This window comes from Agromyces lapidis, assembly GCF_009749405.1.
Classification (GTDB): Bacteria; Actinomycetota; Actinomycetes; order Actinomycetales; family Microbacteriaceae; genus Agromyces; species Agromyces lapidis.
Window position 1 is genome coordinate 130,902 of the sequence record NZ_WBIQ01000008.1, and the last position, 17,699, is coordinate 148,600.

Below are 17,699 nucleotides of genomic sequence, written 5' to 3' on the forward strand. Positions count from 1 at the left end.
TCGCGGCTCGGGCTGACTAGGGTTGTCCGGTGACTGCAACACTCGTGGCCCAGGGCCTCGCCGGCGGATACGCCCACCGCACCCTCTTCGACGACCTCGACCTCACGGTCGCGCCGGGTGACGTCATCGGCGTCGTCGGGGCGAACGGCGCCGGCAAGTCCACCCTGCTCGGCATCCTCGGCGGCGCGATCGCGCCCCTCTCGGGCACGGTGTCGCTCGCCCCCTCCGACGCGTTCGTCGGCTGGCTGCCGCAGGAGCACGAGCGGGTCGAGGGCGAGACGATCGCGAAGTACGTCGCCCGTCGCACCGGGTGCGCCGAGGCATCCGCCCGTCTGGATGCCGCGGCCGAGCTGCTCGCGCTCGCCGAACCGCCCGCCGGGGTAGACCCGGGTGAGGAGTACTCGGTCGCCCTCGAGCGCTGGCTCGCCTCGGGTGCCGCCGACCTCGACGAACGACTGCCCGCGGTGCTCGCCGAACTCGGACTCGCGGTCGGCGATGGAGAGGGCGACGCCCACGCAGTCACCGCCGACTCGCTCATGACGGGCCTCTCGGGCGGGCAGGCGGCTCGTGTCGGCCTCGCCGCGCTGATCTGCTCGCGCTTCGACCTCGTGCTGCTCGACGAACCCACGAACGACCTCGACCTCGACGGGCTGGCCAGGCTCGAGTCGTTCGTCGCCGGCCTCCGCGGCGGCGTCGTGCTCGTCAGCCACGACCGCGAGTTCCTCGCGCGCACGGTGACGAAGGTGCTCGAACTCGACCTCGCCCAGCACTCCAACCGTCTCTACGGCGGCGGCTACGACGCCTACCTCGAGGAGCGTGCGACCGTGCGCCGTCACGCCCGCGAGGACTACGAGGAGTTCGCCGCGAAGAAGGCCGACCTCGTCTCGCGCGCCCGCGTGCAGCGTGAATGGTCGAGTCAGGGCGTGCGCAACGCCATGAAGAAGTCGCCCGACAACGACAAGATCCGGCGCAAGGCGGCGACCGAGTCGAGCGAGAAGCAGGCGCAGAAGGTGCGCCAGATGGAGAGCCGCATCGCCCGCCTCGACGAGGTCGAGGAGCCCCGCAAGGAGTGGAAGCTCGAGTTCACGATCGGGCAGGCGCCGAGGTCATCGTCCGTCGTCGCGACGCTCGATGCGGCGTCGGTCACCCGGGGCGACTTCGCGCTCGGGCCGGTGTCGTTGCAGGTGCAGGCGGGCGACCGGATCGGCATCACCGGCCCGAACGGTGCAGGCAAGTCGACCCTCCTCGGCCTCCTCCTCGGCCGCATCGACCCCGACGCCGGGCGCGCCAGCCTCGGCTCCTCCGTCGCGATCGGCGAGATCGACCAGGCGCGCTCGCAGCTCGCCGGTCGTGCACCGCTCGCCGACGCGTTCGAGCTGCTCGTGCCCGAGCTGAGCTCGGGCGAGGTGCGCACCCTGCTCGCGAAGTTCGGGCTCAAGGCCGATCACGTGCTGCGCTCCGTCGACGACCTCTCGCCCGGTGAGCGGACCCGTGCGGGCATGGCCCTGCTGCAGGCTCGGGGCGTCAACGTGCTCGTGCTCGACGAGCCGACGAACCACCTCGACCTGCCCGCGATCGAACAGCTCGAACAGGCGCTCGAGAGCTACGAGGGCACGCTGCTGCTCGTCACCCACGATCGGCGCATGCTCGAGCAGGTGCAGCTCGACCGGCGGTGGAGCGTCGACGGCGGGCGCGTCACCGAGGCGTGACCACGTGCGCGAGTCGCGTCATCGTGCGAGAGAATCGACGGATGCCCCACACCACCGCCGCACTCGAGGGCTTCCTCGCGCTCGGTGACTCGAAGTACATCCGGCTCACGACCTTCCGCCGCACCGGCATCGCCGTGCACACCCCGGTCTGGGTCGTGCGCGACGGCTCGCGCCTGCTCGTGACGACCGTGGCGGGCTCCGGCAAGGTCCGGCGTCTGGCGCACACCGAGCGGGTGCAGCTCGTGGCATCCGATGTGCGCGGAACCCTCGTCGACGACGCGACCGCCGTCGAGGCGATCGCCCGCGTCGACGACAGCGACGAGGTGCGTGCGGTGCTCGACGCGGCGCTCACGGCGAAGTACGGCGACCGGTACCGCGAGATCCGCACCGCGCGCGAGGCGCGCGTCCCCGGGTCGCGATCGACCGCGCTCGTGATCGAGCTCGCCGCGGCGGCGCCGCTCGGCTGAGCTCAGGTCGCGCGTGCAGCCGGGGGCTGACGCCGTCGGCGGGGTGTGCGAGCATGTGCGCATGCCCGAGTCACCGGAAGTGCAGGCACTGGCCGAAGAACTCGGCGCCCGGCTCACGGGCCGAGCGCTCACCGGCGTCGACGTCGTCGAGTTCCGCATTGAGAAGACGCGCGCCAGGCCGCCCGAGTCGCTCGTCGGCGAGCGGGTGACGGGTGTCGCGCGGCACGGCAAGCTCGTCGACCTCGTGTTCGGATCGGCCGGCCACCTCGTCGTCTCCCTCGGCCGCCATGGCTGGGCGCGGTGGGCGGCGACCGCCGACGGGTCGAAGGCGAGCGGTGTCGAGTCCGGCGATCCGCCGCCGCCCACCCTTGCGACGCTCTCGTTCGGCGACGCCGACGACGTCGAACTGACCGACGCGGGAGACTGGGTCTCGCTCGGCGTCTGGGTCGTCGACGATCCGCGCGAGGTGCCGGCCGTGGCGAAGCTCGGTCCCGACCCCGCCGATCCGGCGTTCAGCCGGGCGGAGTTCGATGCGGCCGTGGTCGGACGCCGCAAGCAGAGCAAGGCGATCCTGCAGGAGCAGGAGTCGCTCGCCGGCATCGGCAACGCGTACTCCGACGAGATCCTGCACGTGGCGAAGGCCTCGCCCGTCGCGCACGCGGCGAGCCTCGACGCCCGGGCGCTCGACGCACTCTACGCGGCCACGGTGGGCGTCGTGCGCGGAGCCGTCGACGCGCGCCGCGGCGTGCCGATCGACCGGCTCAAGGCCGAGAAGGTCGCCGCGATGCGGGTGCACGGCCGGGCCGGCGAACCGTGCCCGGTGTGCGGCGATGAGGTGCGCGAGTTCTCGTTCGCGAGCACGACCGCCGAGTACTGCCCGACGTGCCAGACGGGCGGTGAGCTGCTGCCGCTGCGACCCGCGTAGACCGGCGGCCCGAGAACCGAGATGACCTCGGTTCTTCGTCGGCCCCTAGACTGCGAGGAGCGAAGGTCGGTCGGGGGACACCGTCGCGAGTCGGTTCCTCCACCTGGGGAGGGGACCCGGAATGCGTCGCGTGGTGCACGGGGGAATGATCGCGATCGCGATCGCAGCGGTGGCCGGGGCGTCGGCGATGTCTCCTGCTGTCGCATCGGAGTCGATCGGGCCGGCAGCGCCGAGCGCCCCGCCGAGCGCGTCGCCGACGGCTGAACCGAGCGAGTCGGATCCGCCGAGCGACCAGGATTCGCCTGACGAGTCGACTCCTCCGAGCGAATCGCCGACGATCGAACCGACGGCCCCCGCCGAACCGTCGGTCGCCCCGACGCCCGTCGAGTCCGAGGCGCCCGCACCGGGCGATTCCTCAGGGCCCGCTCCGGAACCGTCCCCTCAGGCGCCATCCCGCTTCGCGGCCGCCGCGCAGACGACGATCGCACCGTTCGCCGCCGGCGTGCAGCGCGTCTCCGGCGCGGACCGGTACGAGACCGCGGTCGCCCTCTCCCAGCGGTTCGCTCCGAACGTTCCGGTGCTCTATCTCGCGACGGGCACCGACTTCCCCGATGCGCTGACCGCGGCCTCGGCGGCCGCGCTCCGCGGCGGACCGCTGCTGCTCACCCAGCGCGATGCGCTCCCGAGCACGGTCCGTGCCGAGATCGTCCGCCTCGCACCCGCGCGAATCGTGGTCGTCGGAGGCGAATCAGTCGTCGGCGCCTCCGTCTTCGACGAACTCGCAGGCCTGACGCCGAGCCGTGTCCGCATCGGCGGCCAGAATCGGTACGAGACGGGCGAGCGGCTGGTCGCCGAGGCGTTCCCGACGGCGACGCAGGCGTTCGTCGCGACGGGGCGAGGGTTCGCCGACGCGCTGGCCGCCAGCGCCGCGGCCGGTGCCGTCGATGCCCCCGTGTTCCTCGTCGACGGACTCGCGACGACGGTGCGGCCCAGCACCATCGCCGCCATGCGCGAGCTCGGCGTGCGCACGGTGCGGATCGCCGGCGGCACCGGCGCGGTGAGTGCGTCGATCGCGCGCCAGTTCACCTCGAACGGGTTCTCGGTGCAACGGCACGAGGGTCTCGACCGTTATCTGACGGCGGGCGCGATCAACGCCGCGGTGTTCGGCTCGACGTCGGGCTCCATCAGCAGCGCTTTCCTCGCCACCGGCACGGACTTCGCCGATGCCCTCGCCGGGGCGGCCCTCGCCGGCGGACTCGGCGCCCCGCTCTACCTGACCCAGCAGGCCTGCATCCCGCACCCGGTGTGGGTCGCGCTGAACCAGCTCGCACCGCCGAGCAGGGTGATCATCGGCGGGACCGCCGTCGTCGGCGATGCCGTCGCGGCGAACACTCCGTGCGCGATGGTCTGGGCGAAGCCGGCCGCCGGCCGGATCACCGACGGGTTCGGGCCGCGCGATCCGATCTGCACCCCCAGCGGGTGCAGCCAGTCCGTGCATCGCGGCGTCGATCTCGGGACCGGCTGTCGGGCGCCCATCTACGCCGCGTCGGGCGGCCGGGTCGGCACGGCGGGATGGGTCGGCACCTACGGCAACTTCGTGAGGATCTCGCACGGGGCCGGGATCGAGACGGCGTACGCCCACATGGTCGACGGCGGGATCCTCGTGCGTGCGGGCCAACTCGTGCGGGCCGGGCAGCAGATCGGATGGACGGGGGCCACCGGCGCGGCGACCGGGTGCCACCTGCACTTCGAGGTCATCAAGAACGGGACCCAGATCGACCCGGTGCCGTTCATGCTGCAGCGCGGAATCCGTCTGGGCTGAGCGCCGCGACGCCGTTCGCGGTGGGGTCTCCGACGGCGGTCGTCAGGCCTCGGCGTCGAGACAGACCACGTCGTGCACCCAGGCGCCGTCGTACTCGTCACCGCCGAAGACCAGGAGCTTGCGACTCTGGGCGGCGAGCGTGAGTTCGCGCTCCTCGGAGTGGACGGTCTTCCCGCTCCCGTCGCTGAACTCCAGCGAGACGGTGGCGCGCGAGCAGTCGGCTTCGGGGATGAGGGCCATCTGCCAGCACCCGAGTTCGAAGGTCGTCGGGCACTCGGCGTCGTAGCGTCCGTCGTTGAAGAGCTCGAGCGCGGCCGGGAAGGTGAAGCCCGACTCCCGGGCCTCGTAGCGCACGTAGTCGGGCAGTTCCTCCGCGGCTTCGAACTGGTTGGAATCGGCGGCGAGCCGCTGTCCGAGGGCCACCGCACCGAACCCGATCCCGACGACGAGCGCCAGCAGGAGTACGCAGCCGGCGGCGATGCCGACGATCCAGCCCGTCGCCAGGCCGCGTCTCGGGGGCTGTGCCGGCGCGCCGAAGTGCGCCGCGGGCGCGAGGCCGGCCGCGGCCGGAGGTGCGCCGGCGGGTGTTCCGGCGGCCGTTCCGGCGGCCACCGCGTCCGCCCAGCGGGAGGGTGCGCCGCTCCCGGGAGCGATCGGGGCCCAGTTCGCGGGGCCCGACGGCGAGATCCACGCGGTCGCGCTCGGTGACGCGGGCCGCCACACGGCCGCCGAGCCCGTCGCCTCGGCCAGCAGCACCGCTCGTGCCGCGTCGAGCGATGCGACCCACCTCACCGCCGCGGCGCGCTCGGCGCGGTCGGGGTAGCGCGAGGGGTGGCGCGCCCATACCTCCGCTCGATGCGCCGCATCGATCTGCTCGACGGTCAGCGGCACGGCAGGTGGGAGGCGCAGGGCGGCGCGAGCGGTGATCGGGTCCACGACGTGATCATAGGGCCGGCGGACGACGCTCGCGCGGCACCGCGGCACCGCGGTGACGGCGTCAGGCCACTGCGAGCGGTGTGCCACCTGCGCGCACCCGGCTGACGGCCTCGGGGGCGGCGGTGAATCGGCCGGCCTCGCCGTCGGGCGTGACGTACTGCACGCGTATGCCCCGGCCGACCCGCGTGATCTTGGTCACCTCGTAGGTGCGATCGGCCGCGCTCACGAGCGTGTCGCCGACCCGCAGCTCGCGAGTCTGTCGCAGTTCGATGACCTCCATGCTGAGAGTGTCTCAGCACCCACCGACATTCGCGCTCGCTGTATCGACCGGCCCGGGCCGAGCTCAGCCGAGCTTGGCCGCGAGCGACGCCTCATCCGGCACGAACCAGACGTGACCCCCGCGATTCGACTCCCAGATGAAGTCGCGCAGCGCAGTGCTCGCCTCGACCTGTTCGGCGATGTCGCCGATGATCGCGAGTCGCAGGCGGTAGTTCACGAGCTTCTGGGCGATCTCGCCGGCGATTCCGCTGGAGAGGTCGAAGAAGTCGGGGTCGAGTCGTTCGACGGGCACCGCGACGACCGTCGCGGCGTGCGCCCATGCGTCGCCCACCAGGTCGGCCGCATCGTCGGGCGTCGAGACCGCTGGGCCGTCGCTCGCCAGGATCAGCACCCGGACGCCGTTCTTCTCGTCGATGCGCATGCCTCGACCCTAACCCGGGCGGTGCTGCGGCGCATCCGCAACTCGACCTCGCGCGCGACCCGGCCTTCGCGCGTCGCCGGCGCCCGGGCTCGAGACGCCCATCGCGCGCGGGATAGACAGCCGGGCGGCGCGCTGTCAACCCGTTGAGGGTGCGCTGGCGCCTGCCTAGCGTTGGAACCACGACGCGTTGCGACCCGCACGAGTCGAGCGACATCGATTTCCGAGGAGGATCCCATGGGAACCGAAGACAAGATGGGCAACGCCGCCGAGCGCATGGCCGGCAAGGCGAAGGAGGGCGTCGGCAAGCTGACCGACGACGAGCGACTCGAGGCCGAGGGCAAGGCCGACCAGGTCAAGGCCGACGTCAAGGACGCCGGCGAGAAGGTCAAGGACGCAGTGGACGACGCGACGAACTGATCGCCGGCACCCCGACAGAATGCGAAAGGAACCATCATGAGCATCGGGCTCGGAATCCTGCTCGTGGCGATCGGTGCCGTCCTCACGTACGCCCTGAACGTCACGGTCGACTGGATCGACCTCGATCTCGTCGGCATGATCCTGATGATCGCGGGGGCGATCGTCACGGTCCTCGGCATCGTGTTCGCGGTACGCCGCCGACGGAGCATCACGGAGACCCGTGCGGTCGCCGACCCCGTCTCCGGCGAACGCGTCACTCGCACCGAGGATCGCGTCGCACCACCCGAGGTGTGACGCGGGGGAAACGGACGGATGCCACGGGGGAGACCCCGTGGCATCCGTCTTCTCGTGGCGTTCGCGAGGAATCTCGCCGACGCGTGCAAGACTCGCGGCACGGGTGACACAGACAGTTCGTGAGGATCGCGAGTTCCAGTGCCGCCGCCGATGACGACGTGACCGAGGGGGTGGCGATGACCGCGCCCCCCGGTGAGCCCGACGCGGTCCCCGACGGCGGGAGCGCCGCAGAGACCGCGTGGTTCACCGAGGTCGTGCGCGAGCACGCCGGGGCGCTGGTGCGCTACTTCGCCCGACGCGGCCCCCGGCAGGACGCCGAGGACCTCGCCGCCGAGGTCTTCGCCACCGCATGGCGCCGGCGCGACGACGTGCCCCGCGACGCCGTGCTGCCGTGGCTCTACCGCACCGCGGGGTTCACCCTCGCGAACCACCGGCGCAAGCACGTCGACCTCCCGGTCGACGAGGTGCCAGAGTCGGGGGCGGCACGCGTCGCGGACGACCCCGAACTCAGCGCCCTGTTCGACGCCGAGCTCCGCGGGGCGCTCGAGAGCGTCGGCGAACGCGACCGGCGCATCCTGCTGCTGCACGCCTGGGAGGGGCTCGGCGGCGCCGAACTCGCCGCCGTGCTCGGCATCTCCCGCTCGGGGGCCGACGCCGCGCTCTCCCGCGCCCGCAAGCGGCTGCGCGAGGCGTGGGGCGAACGACTCACCTTCTGAGTCCCGCCGTCACTGCAAGATCCGGGATGCCTCGGACACATCCAGTTCAGAAGCACGCGTCGGCACAGCACCCACGGAGGCGATCGAGATGAACCGCGACAACGACCACGACGACGAGACCCAGCCCGACGAGATCGACCCGGTCGCACTGCTGCGTGCCGCCGACCCGGCCGCGGGCGTCGAGCCCACTGCGGGGTTCGCCGACGAGGTGGTCGCCAGGGCGACCGCCGCAAGCGACTCGATCACCGCGGCCGCTCCCGAGACCACGGCGCCGGAGGCGGGTGATCCCGCGCCGGTGACCGACCTCGGCGCCGAGCGCACCCGACGCCGGCCCCGCTGGCTGCCGATCGCGGCCGCCGCCGCGTCGGTCGCGATCGTCGGCGCCGCGGGCTTCTGGCTCGGCGGCGCGACGAGCTCGGCGAACCTCGCGTCGAACGCCGCCCCGCCGATCTCCCTCCAGGGCGTGGGTGAAGGCTCCATGGGAGTCACCGACGCCGCAGGCGCTCCGGAGATGACCATGGGTGCCGACCAGAAGATGATGGGCGGCAGCGGCGCGGCCGACTCGATGTACCAGTACGGCTGGGGGCGCCACGTCTTCACCAGTTCGGGGCTCTCCGAGGAGGGGGGCGACGCGCCCGGCTACGCCTACGACTCGGGTGCCGAAGGCACCGAAGCGCGCGTCGCCGCGCTCGCCGCGGAGCTCGGCGTCGAGGGCGAGGTCGAACTGCGCGACGGCAGCTGGATCGTCGGCCCGCCGGACGGCACAGGGCCGATGCTCTCGGTCGGCCTCGACGGCGCACTGAGCTTCTGGTTCAACGACCCGGCGACCAACCCGTGGGACTGCGGTGTGGTGCCGCTCCCGGGTGAGACGACCGAGAGCTCGGAACCCATCGCCCCGGTCGACCCCGTCGAACCGTGCGAGCCGACCGGCACCGCTCCGAGTGAGGCCGCCGCGATCGACGCCTTGCGTTCGCTCATCGCCGCCTCGGGCGCCGACCCCGACGGCTTCGAGTACTCCTCGGAGACGTGGGAGGAATCGCCGACGCGGTACGCCCAGGCATGGCCCGTCGTCGACGGGCAGCGACTCGACCAGGGCTGGTCGCTCGAGCTCGCCGCTGAGGGCACCGTCAACGCCTCGGGCTCACTCGCCGCGATCGTCGCGATCGGCGACTACCCGATCGTGAGCGAGCAGGAGGGCTTCGAGCGGCTCTCAGACATCCGCTTCGGTGCGCAGATGACGGCGATGCCCCTGGCCGCCCGCGAGGGCGAGGCCCTGACCGAGGAGTGGGTGCCGCCGACCGCGCCGCCCGCGACGCCCGGCGAGGGCACCGCGGTGTCGTGGCCCGTCGACGACGTCGAGATCGTCGACGCCCGCCTCGGCCTCACCACGCAGTGGCAGCCCGACGGCAGCGTGCTCGTCGTGCCGGCGTACGAGTTCACCGACGCCGACGGCGGAACCTGGTCGGTCATCGCCGTGGCCGACTCGTCGCTCGACTTCTCGGCCGAGTAGGGGACTCGGCGGAAGGGGGCGTGCGCGTCGGGTGCGGTGGCACCCGGCGCGTGCGTTCGTCGGCGGTCGGTGACAGGATGCCACTGTGCCCGAGCTTCCCGAAGTGCAGGCCCTCGCCGCGTTCCTGGCCGAGCGGGCGAGCGGTCACGCCTACGCCTCGCTGCGGGTCGCCGCGATCTCGGCGCTGAAGACCTTCGACCCGCCGCTCTCGGCGCTCGAAGGAACACGCATCGAGGCGGTGCGCCGGCACGGCAAGTTCGTCGACCTCGAGTCGTCGGGGCTGCACCTCGTGTTCCACCTCGCCCGTGCGGGCTGGCTCCGCTGGTACGACGAGGTGCCGGCGACCCCGGTGAAACCCGGCCGCTCGCCGCTCGCGCTCCGAGTGAAGCTCGACGACGGTTCGGGCTTCGACCTCACCGAGGCCGGCACGAAGAAGTCGCTCGCCGTGTACGTCGTGCGAGACCCGGTCGAGGTGCCGGGCATCGCACGACTCGGGCCAGACCCGACGGCCGCCGACTTCACGATCGACGACTTCGCCCGCATCCTCGCCGGCCGCCGCACGCAGATCAAGGGACTCCTGCGCGATCAGGCGGTGTTCGCGGGAATCGGCAATGCCTACTCCGACGAGATCCTGCACGCGGCGAAGCTCTCGCCGTACCTTCTCGCCGCGAAGCTCACGCCCGAACAGCTCGAGGGGCTCTACCGCGCCATGCGCGACACCCTCGCCGACGCGGTCGCCGTCGCATCCGGCCGCCCACCGGCCGAGCTCAAAGACGCAAAGCGTCGCGCGATGCGCGTGCACGGCCGTACCGGCGAGACCTGCGAGGTGTGCGGCGACACCATCAGGCAGGTGATCTTCGCCGATTCGACGTTCCAGTACTGCCCGGGGTGCCAGACCGGGGGCAAGCCCCTCGCCGACCGGGTGCTCTCCCGACTCGTGAAATGACGGGGGCGGCTGCAAGGCTGGGGGGATGACGACTTCCGAAGTGACCTGGCCGCGCCCTGCCGGCCCGCTCGAGCTCCGGCTGCCGACGCGCGAACTGCTGGGCGAGGTGCTCGTCTGGCGCAACCGTCCCGAGGTGACCCGATGGCTGCTGCGCACCGTCGTCGACCCCGAGGCGTTCGCGAAGACCTGGCTCGACGGAATCGACGACCCGCTCGACCACTCCGCGATCGCCGTGCTCGGCGACGAGGTCGTCGGCACGGGCTCGCTCTGGCTCACCGATGCGATGGGGCAGACCCACGGCGACCCCGCGAACTACATGCGGGCCGAGGCGGGCCTCGGCTACGGCGTCGACCCCGCCTACGCGGGCCGCGGCTATGCGACCGACATCGCCCGGGCGCTGCTCGACCTCGCCTTCGGCGAGCTCGGCGTGCACCGCGTCACCGCGGGCTGCTACGCCGACAACATCGGCTCGTGGCGGGTCATGGAGAAGCTCGGCATGCGTCGCGAGCAGCACGGCGTACGAGACTCGTGGCATGCCGAGCTCGGTTGGATCGACGGGTACACCTACGCGATCCTCGCCGACGAGTGGCGGGTGCAGCGGTGACCCGTGCGGCCTCGCGCGGGCGCGGGGCCGTCGCGCTCCGCACCGAGCGGCTGCGGCTCACCCCGCTCGTCGAGGCCGACCTCGACGCGGTGCACGCCATCTACGGCGACCCCGGCACGTGGCTGCACCTCCCGGACGGGCGTCATCGCGACCTCGCCACGACTGCCGCGATGCTCGAACGCTCGATGGTGAGCTGGCGCACGGCCGGGGTCGGCAGCTGGGTGGTGCGTCGCAGCGAGGCCGAGGCGCGGCGGATCGGAACGAGCCCCGACGAGGTGATCGGCACGGCCGCGGCGACGGCCCTCGACTCCGGGTTGCTGAACCTCGGCTACCGCTTCGTGCCGTCGGCGTGGGGCTCGGGCTATGCCAGCGAGGCCGCCGCGGCGGTGCTCGACGCCGCCGGCTCGTCGGCGCCCGACCGTGCGGTGACCGCCCGTGTGCTGATCGGCAACCCGGCCTCGATCCGCGTCCTCGATCGGCTGGGGCTCGTCCTGCGGTGGAGCGGCGGCGACGCCGAACTCGACCCCACCGCATCGGGTGATGCGCAGGGCATGCAGGCGCTCGCCCGACGCATCTACGCAGACCGCCCGCTCGACGACGAACAGCTGCGCGCGCTCATCGCCTTGGGCTGACCCCGACTCGATCCCGAAGGAGATGCATGGGCCTCGGAGCGAAGTTCCTCACCACCCGGTGGGCGGTACGACTGCCGATCCCGCTGTTCACGGCCGGATTCGGGTTCTTGTTCTTCGGCAGGATGCTCCTGCTCGAGCATCGTGGCCGCTCGAGCGGCGAACGCCGGTACGCCGTGATCGAGGCCGCCGAGCGGGAGTCCGCCGATCGCATCGTCGTCGCCTCGGGATTCGGACCGACCGCGCAGTGGTACCGCAACCTCCAGGCGGAGCCGCGCTGCGGCGTCAGCATCGGATGGCGCCGCAGGGTCCCGGCGCGTGCAGAACTGCTCGACACGGCCGAGAGCCGGGCGATGCTCGAGCGCTACGCCCGCGATCACCCCAAGGCGTGGGCGGTGCTGCATCGCTCGATCGTCGAGGCGACGGGCGACGCCGATCCAGAGATCCCGATGGTCAGGCTGCACCTCCAGAGCCGGAGGCGATCGTCGCGGGCCGTGCATCGGTGACGGCAGCGCCGAGCACTTCGTCGACGAGCCGTTCGAGGGTCGCGAGCCCGTCGATCGAGAGCACCGACTCGAGGTGCCCCTGCACCGAGGCGACGCCCGGACCGCGCAGGGCGTGCACCGCGCCGGTACCCGGGTCAGCGGCGATCTCGAAGCCGCGGTTCGGCGTCGTGCGGTGTCCCGCGTCGAACGCCGTGAAGGTGTTGTAGTACCCGATGCGCGCGGTCTCGCCGAAGAGGTCGACCGTGCGCTGCACCCCCTGCTGCGGGGCGGCGAGCGGCGCGATCGCGAGGCCCGACAGACGAGCCAGCACCTGATGGCTGAGGCACACGGCGAGCATCGGCGCACCCTGGTCGAGTCGGGCCGCGATGAGCTCGTGCAACCGCGCCATCCTCGGCTCGGCGATGTCGCGCGGGTCACCGGGGCCGGGGCCGAAGACGACGAGTTCGTCCTCGGGCGCGGCCGGCGCCTCGTGCCACGGCACGATGCGGGCGTCGAGCCCGAGATGGCGCAGCTGGTGGGCGAGCATCGTGGTGAAGTCGTCGCCCGCGTCGATCACGAGGGCGCGGGCGCCGCGGGGTGCGGCGGGCGGCTGCGGAGTGCTCCAGAACGCGGCGAGCTCCGCGTTCCGCGCGTCGAGCAGCGGGTGCGATGCGGATGCCTCGGCGCCGGCCTCGCCCGAGGGGGTCGGCCGCGAGGCATCCTGCCGGGGGAGCGCGCCGATCGCGGTGAGCACCCCGGCCGCTTTCGCATGGGTCTCGGCGACCTCGCCGACGGGATCGGAGTGGCGCACGAGGGTCGCACCGACGGGCACCCGCACCGTGCCCGAACGATCGAGGTAGGCCGTGCGGATGAGGATGGGCGCATCGAGGTCGTAGCCCGAGGCGGTCGGGGTGAAGCGGGCCAGGACGCCCGCGTAATAGCCGCGCGGGCTCGTCTCGTGGCGGGCGATCACAGTGCAGGCGTTGCCCATCGGCGAGCCGGTGACGGTCGGCGCGAACATCGTGAGTCGCAGCACCTCGCGGGGGTCGAGCGAGCTGCGACCCTCGAGCAGGTACTCGGTGTGCGTGAGGCGCGACATGCGCTTCAGGAACGGGCCGCGGATGCGGCCGCCGTCGGGGCAGACCGCGCTCATCATCTTGAGCTCCTCGTCGACGACCATGACGAGTTCCTCGCGTTCCTTCACATCCGCGAGGAACGCCTCGAGCGCGGTGTCGTCGGGCGGCCCGTCGAGGTGCCGGAACGTGCCGCTGATGGGATTCATCGAGACCACGCCGCCGACCTGGCCGACGTGCCGCTCGGGCGTCGCGCCCACCGCGGAGAGGCCCGGCGTGTGTACCGCGAAGGTCCAGAACGCGCCGCGCTCGTGCTCGAGGAGCGCACGCAGCCACCCGAGCGCCGCGTGCGCGGCGGGGGCGGTCGTCGTACCGGTGAACTCGCGGCGGATGACGAAGTTCGCACCCTCGCCGTGGCCGATCTCTTCGGCGATGACCCGGCGCACGATGGCGGCGTAGTCGTCGTCGGCCACGTCGACCTCGAGGTCGTCGACGACGACGGGATGCGCCGGCAGCAGTTCGATCGCCTCGTCGACCCGCAGCGACTCGCGCTCGCGCACGACGAGGCACCGGAGCGGCGCACCGTCGTCGAGGGCGTCGAATCCGCGCTCGCGCACCTGGCGGAACGGAACGAGGGCGAGCACCTCGGCCCCCTCGAGCGGGATGTCGGCGAGGTTCGCGACGTCGACGACCTCGCCGACGAGCACGTCGAGCGTCGCCTCGCGATCGCGGCGGATCACGGCGAAGGGCGGCGGCTCGCTCGCGGCGAGCAGCGTGGAAAGCATCGTCATGGTCATCTCCGGTCGGGCCCTCGGAAGGACCCTCCGCAGCAACGCGAAACGACCGCCCTCGGGCGGTCGTCGTACGTCGAAACGCGTGGCCGCCTAGGAGGCGGGCCACCAGTTGCGGTTCGACGCGGTCATGCCGAGCACACTACGGCATGCGGTGGTCATGCGCCAACGCGCCGACGCGCCAACGCGCCGACGCGCTGCGCGCTACGATCCGGGGATGCCTTCCGTCGATGTGTTCGCGACCTCGCCCGGCGCTTCCGGGAACGAGGCTCTCGTCGCCCGGCTGCGCGCCGCGGGATGCGTCTTCGCCGACGACGAGGCGGCGCTGCTCGTCGCCGCGAGCCCCGACCCCGATCGGGTCGAGGAGCTGGTCGTGCGTCGCATCGCGGGCGAGCCGCTCGAGGCGCTGCTCGGCTGGGCCGAGTTCGCGGGGCTCCGGCTCGACGTCGAGCCCGGGGCGTTCGTGCCCCGGCACCGCACCGAGGCGCTCGCCGCCGAGGCGGCACGTCGCGCCCGGCTCGCCGCCGCGGGCCACGGCCGCCCCGCCGTGGTCGTCGATCTCTGCTGCGGCGTCGGCGCGATCGGCGCCGTCGTGGCCGAGACCGCCGCGCCCGTCGTGCTGCTCGCCGCCGATCTCGACCCCGCCGCCGTGCGCGCCGCCCGGCGCAACCTCGAACCGCGCGGCGGCCGCGTCTTCGAAGGCGACCTCTACGATTCCCTTCCGGAGGAGTTCCTCGGCCGGGTCGACGTGCTCGCCGTCAACGCGCCCTACGTGCCGAGCGCGGAGATCGTGTTCATGCCGCCCGAGGCGCGCGCCCACGAGGCGCGCATCGCGCTCGACGGCGGAGCCGACGGGCTCGACGTGCATCGTCGGGTCGCGGCATCCGCCGTTCGCTGGCTCGCGCCCGGCGGCAGCCTCGTCATCGAGACGAGCGAGCACCAGGCCGAGACGGCCGCCGCCCTCATGCGCGACGGCGGGCTCGACGCCGTCGTCGCCCTGGACGACGACGTGACCCTCGTCATCGGCTCGCGCCCCTCAGCCTGAACGCGCCGCCGCGAGCAGCCGCGCGACCTCCGAGTCCTCCGTCTGCCGGAAGTCGAGGTAGTGCATGCCGACGGCCATGAAGCCCGGAGGCGCGAGCAGGCAGATCACCTCGTCGACCTCGGGCATCGCCGCGATCTCGGCGAGGCTCTCGGGCGCGGCGACGGGGGTCGCGACGATGAGACGGGCGGCGCCTCGCGCGTGCGCCACACGGCACGCGACCCGCATCGTCGCTCCGGTGGCGATGCCGTCATCGACGACCACGGCGGTCCTGCCCGCGAGGGGGATCGGCGGGGCGCCGCCGCGGAATCGCGCGACGCGTGCCTCGAGCTCCGCGCGCTCGCGGCGCTCGACGGCGGCGAGCTCCGCGCGGGCGGCGCGGGAGCTCGCGAGGACATCGTCGTTGAGCACCCGAGCGCCGGTCTCGCCGATCGCGCCCATCGCGAGCTCGGGCCGACCCGGCACGCCGAGCTTGCGCACCACGAGCACGTCGAGGGGGGCGCCGAGCGCCGCCGCGACCGGCGCGGCCACCGGCACGCCGCCGCGCGGGAGCCCGAGCACGACCGGCGGCGGCGCCGCGCCGTCCACCTCGGCGAGGAGCCGATCGGCCAGCGCCGCACCGGCTTCGTGGCGATTCGCGAACGCGTTCATCAGACTCGTCGGGATGCCTCGTGGCCGCCCCTCCTCCTTCCGGACTAGTCCTCCGGACTGGGCCCGTCAACCCGTTGCCGGACGTCCTGCGCCGGGTCGGGCCCGTCGCCGAGAAGTCGAGCGGAGTTCGCGTTCGCGGCCTCGTCGCCTACACTGAGGCAAATCCTTCCCCGAACGGGGAACCCGAACGAGGATTCAGCGGGCCCCCGATCCCGCTTGCTTGGAGAGCCTGTGGGACGTCATACCGTCGCGGCGTCGGCGAAGAAGCCGCGCCGCAATCTCGTCATGTCCGTCATCGGCGCGGTCGCCGTGGTCGGTGTCGTCGGTTCGGGGGTCTTCCTCTGGGTCGGCGGCCACTTCGACCCGCTGCTCGCCACGGCCGACGCCGGATGCACCGAACCCGAACAGCTCGTCGTCGTCGCCGACCGTTCGATCGCTCCGGCGCTGGCCGACATCGCCGACACCTTCGATCGCAAGTCGGGCGAGTGCGTCACGACCGAGGTCACCGCGCAGGACTCGGCCGACACGGCCGCGGTGCTCGCCTCGGGCGGCGTCGACGCCGACGCGTGGGTACCCGAGTCGAGCGTGTGGCTCGACCGCATGAACGCGACCGCCGCCTCCCTGGGGCAGACGGCTCCCGAGGTCGACGCGCGCGCCTCGATCGCCTCGACGCCGGTCGTCTTCGCCGCGGCGGCCACCGACGCGACCGAGCTCGCGAGCGAGCCGGTCAGCTGGTCGCGCGTGCTCGGCGGTGCGCTGCCGACGATCCTGCCCGACCCCGAGGCATCCGCAGCGAGCCTCGCCGGGCTGCTCGCCCTGCGCGGGCACTCCTCTGCGGAGGACCCCCGACAGTTCGCCGGCGCGATGATCGCGCTCGGCAAGTCGATCCCCGCCTCGACGAGCGCCGCGTTCAGCGCGCTCGGCGCCGGCGACACGCCCTCGGTCGTCATCACGACGGAGGCGCAGGTCGCCGCCTACAACAGCGAGGATCCGCCTGAGCCGCTCGTCGCCGCGTATCCGGCCGACGGCACGCTCGCGCTCGACTACCCCTTCGTGCGGCTCGCCGCCTCGGGCGCCGAGGGCGATGCCGAGGGCGAGGAACCCGCCGCAGACGGCGAGGAGGCGACGGACGACGGCGCGAAGACCACGACGAAGGCCGAGCTGCTCGAGGCGTTCGAGGCCGCCGTGCGCGACGCCGCGAAGCCGCTCGCGAAGGCCGGGTTCCGCGCGGCCGACGGCACCGGGCTCCTCGACCTGCCGGGCGTCGGCACCGAGGGCCCTGCCGCCGAACCGGCCGCCGACGCCGCCACGCAGCTCGAGATCCTGCGCGCCTGGGGCGTGCTGACGCTTCGTTCGCGCATGCTCGCCGTCATCGACGTCTCGGGCTCGATGGAGGAGCCGGCCGAGAACGGCCTGCGACGCATCGACATCTTCCAGCAGGCTGCGCTCGGGGCGATGCAGAAGTTCTCGGGCGAAGTCGAGCTCGGCGTCTGGGTCTTCTCGACCGCCCGAAACGGCGAGCTCGACTACGAGGACCTCTCGCCGATCGCCCCGCTCGCGGACGCCGCGCACACGCAGCAGATCGCGGGGGTCATCCAGTCGCTGCCGGCGCGCCTCGGCGGCGCCACCGGTCTCTACGACACCGCGCTCGCCGCAGTGAAGCGCGTGCGCGAGACGTACGACCCCGAGAAGGTCAACTCGGTGCTGCTCATCACCGACGGCAAGAACGAGGACGAGAACGGCATCTCGCTCGACGCGCTCCTCGCCGAGCTGAAGAAGATCGACGACCCGACGAAGCCGGTGCCGGTGATCATGATCGGGTTCGGCCCCGATACCGATCTCGCGGCGATGCAGCAGATCGCCCAGGCGACGAAGGGCGCGGCGTACTCGGCCTCCAAGCCCGAGGATCTCAGCACCGTGCTCGTGGATGCGCTCTCGCAGCGCTCCTGCCGTCCGAACTGCGGCTGAGCGCGGTCGAGCCG

Annotated in this window: 19 protein-coding genes; 14 read left to right on the top strand and 5 right to left on the bottom strand. The window is 72.8% G+C overall.

Features of this window, described 5'->3' with window-relative positions; translation table 11 throughout:
- The first annotated feature begins 29 nt into the window (after positions 1 to 29).
- From GQQ93_RS13475 to GQQ93_RS13490, 4 genes are all read left to right on the top strand, one after another.
- The gene (locus GQQ93_RS13475; protein ID WP_157424751.1) at positions 30 to 1,709 is read left to right on the top strand and encodes an ABC-F family ATP-binding cassette domain-containing protein; all 1,680 of its coding nucleotides are present in this window, start codon (positions 30 to 32) and stop codon (positions 1,707 to 1,709) included.
- Between the two features lie 41 nt (positions 1,710 to 1,750).
- The gene (locus GQQ93_RS13480; RefSeq protein ID WP_157424752.1) at positions 1,751 to 2,176 is read left to right on the top strand and encodes a PPOX class F420-dependent oxidoreductase; all 426 of its coding nucleotides are present in this window, start codon (positions 1,751 to 1,753) and stop codon (positions 2,174 to 2,176) included.
- A gap of 61 nt (positions 2,177 to 2,237) precedes the next feature.
- The gene (locus tag GQQ93_RS13485; protein WP_157424753.1) at positions 2,238 to 3,101 is read left to right on the top strand and encodes a DNA-formamidopyrimidine glycosylase family protein; all 864 of its coding nucleotides are present in this window, start codon (positions 2,238 to 2,240) and stop codon (positions 3,099 to 3,101) included.
- 502 nt (positions 3,102 to 3,603) lie between these two features.
- Positions 3,604 to 4,923, top strand: a complete 1,320-nt coding sequence (locus GQQ93_RS13490; protein WP_170296204.1) for a cell wall-binding repeat-containing protein — start codon at positions 3,604 to 3,606, stop codon at positions 4,921 to 4,923.
- A gap of 42 nt (positions 4,924 to 4,965) precedes the next feature.
- Here GQQ93_RS13490 and GQQ93_RS13495 read toward each other — a convergent pair whose 3' ends face one another.
- The 3 genes from GQQ93_RS13495 to GQQ93_RS13505 all read right to left on the bottom strand — a co-directional run bounded on the left by GQQ93_RS13495 (position 4,966) and on the right by GQQ93_RS13505 (position 6,559).
- A complete protein-coding gene (locus GQQ93_RS13495) occupies positions 4,966 to 5,859 on the bottom strand; it encodes a hypothetical protein (protein ID WP_157424755.1) in 894 nt (297 codons plus the stop codon).
- A gap of 61 nt (positions 5,860 to 5,920) precedes the next feature.
- On the bottom strand, positions 5,921 to 6,139 hold the full coding sequence (locus GQQ93_RS13500) for a hypothetical protein (RefSeq protein ID WP_157424756.1): 219 nt from the start codon (positions 6,137 to 6,139) through the stop codon (positions 5,921 to 5,923).
- A gap of 63 nt (positions 6,140 to 6,202) precedes the next feature.
- Positions 6,203 to 6,559, bottom strand: a complete 357-nt coding sequence (locus GQQ93_RS13505; protein ID WP_157424757.1) for a DUF4180 domain-containing protein — start codon at positions 6,557 to 6,559, stop codon at positions 6,203 to 6,205.
- A gap of 234 nt (positions 6,560 to 6,793) precedes the next feature.
- Here GQQ93_RS13505 and GQQ93_RS13510 point away from each other — a divergent pair, with 234 nt between their 5' ends.
- The 8 genes from GQQ93_RS13510 (at position 6,794) to GQQ93_RS13545 (ending at position 12,181) form a co-directional block, all read left to right on the top strand.
- On the top strand, positions 6,794 to 6,976 hold the full coding sequence (locus tag GQQ93_RS13510) for a CsbD family protein (protein WP_157424758.1): 183 nt from the start codon (positions 6,794 to 6,796) through the stop codon (positions 6,974 to 6,976).
- 36 nt (positions 6,977 to 7,012) lie between these two features.
- Positions 7,013 to 7,270, top strand: a complete 258-nt coding sequence (locus GQQ93_RS13515; protein WP_157424759.1) for a DUF6458 family protein — start codon at positions 7,013 to 7,015, stop codon at positions 7,268 to 7,270.
- Between the two features lie 176 nt (positions 7,271 to 7,446).
- Entirely contained in the window at positions 7,447 to 7,986 is a 540-nt protein-coding gene (locus tag GQQ93_RS13520; protein WP_157424760.1) for an RNA polymerase sigma factor, read from the top strand.
- A gap of 88 nt (positions 7,987 to 8,074) precedes the next feature.
- Positions 8,075 to 9,496 (top strand): hypothetical protein, encoded by a 1,422-nt coding sequence (locus tag GQQ93_RS13525; RefSeq protein ID WP_157424761.1) that lies wholly within the window; start codon positions 8,075 to 8,077, stop codon positions 9,494 to 9,496.
- Between the two features lie 85 nt (positions 9,497 to 9,581).
- A complete protein-coding gene (locus tag GQQ93_RS13530) occupies positions 9,582 to 10,442 on the top strand; it encodes an Fpg/Nei family DNA glycosylase (RefSeq protein ID WP_157424762.1) in 861 nt (286 codons plus the stop codon).
- A 25-nt stretch (positions 10,443 to 10,467) separates the two neighbouring features.
- Positions 10,468 to 11,046, top strand: a complete 579-nt coding sequence (locus tag GQQ93_RS13535; protein WP_157424763.1) for a GNAT family N-acetyltransferase — start codon at positions 10,468 to 10,470, stop codon at positions 11,044 to 11,046.
- Positions 11,043 to 11,678: a GNAT family N-acetyltransferase gene (locus GQQ93_RS13540; RefSeq protein ID WP_170296205.1), complete on the top strand. Its 636-nt coding sequence runs from the start codon at positions 11,043 to 11,045 to the stop codon at positions 11,676 to 11,678. The genes GQQ93_RS13535 and GQQ93_RS13540 overlap by 4 nt, the downstream gene beginning before the upstream one ends.
- 26 nt (positions 11,679 to 11,704) lie before the next feature.
- The gene (locus GQQ93_RS13545) at positions 11,705 to 12,181 is read left to right on the top strand and encodes a nitroreductase family deazaflavin-dependent oxidoreductase (RefSeq protein ID WP_157424765.1); all 477 of its coding nucleotides are present in this window, start codon (positions 11,705 to 11,707) and stop codon (positions 12,179 to 12,181) included.
- Here the strand turns inward: GQQ93_RS13545 and GQQ93_RS13550 are convergent.
- Positions 12,129 to 14,030, bottom strand: a complete 1,902-nt coding sequence (locus GQQ93_RS13550) for an anthranilate synthase family protein (RefSeq protein ID WP_212277341.1) — start codon at positions 14,028 to 14,030, stop codon at positions 12,129 to 12,131. The two genes, GQQ93_RS13545 and GQQ93_RS13550, sit on opposite strands and share 53 nt — an antisense overlap.
- A 211-nt stretch (positions 14,031 to 14,241) precedes the next feature.
- Here GQQ93_RS13550 and GQQ93_RS13555 point away from each other — a divergent pair, with 211 nt between their 5' ends.
- Complete coding sequence (locus tag GQQ93_RS13555) at positions 14,242 to 15,069, top strand: putative protein N(5)-glutamine methyltransferase (protein WP_157424767.1); 828 nt, start codon at positions 14,242 to 14,244, stop codon at positions 15,067 to 15,069.
- Here GQQ93_RS13555 and GQQ93_RS13560 read toward each other — a convergent pair.
- Positions 15,061 to 15,717, bottom strand: coding sequence for a phosphoribosyltransferase (locus GQQ93_RS13560; RefSeq protein ID WP_157424768.1), 657 nt, complete (start codon positions 15,715 to 15,717; stop codon positions 15,061 to 15,063). The two genes, GQQ93_RS13555 and GQQ93_RS13560, sit on opposite strands and share 9 nt — an antisense overlap.
- A 231-nt stretch (positions 15,718 to 15,948) precedes the next feature.
- Here GQQ93_RS13560 and GQQ93_RS13565 point away from each other — a divergent pair, with 231 nt between their 5' ends.
- Positions 15,949 to 17,685, top strand: a complete 1,737-nt coding sequence (locus tag GQQ93_RS13565; RefSeq protein ID WP_157424769.1) for a VWA domain-containing protein — start codon at positions 15,949 to 15,951, stop codon at positions 17,683 to 17,685.
- Positions 17,686 to 17,699 lie beyond the last annotated feature (14 nt).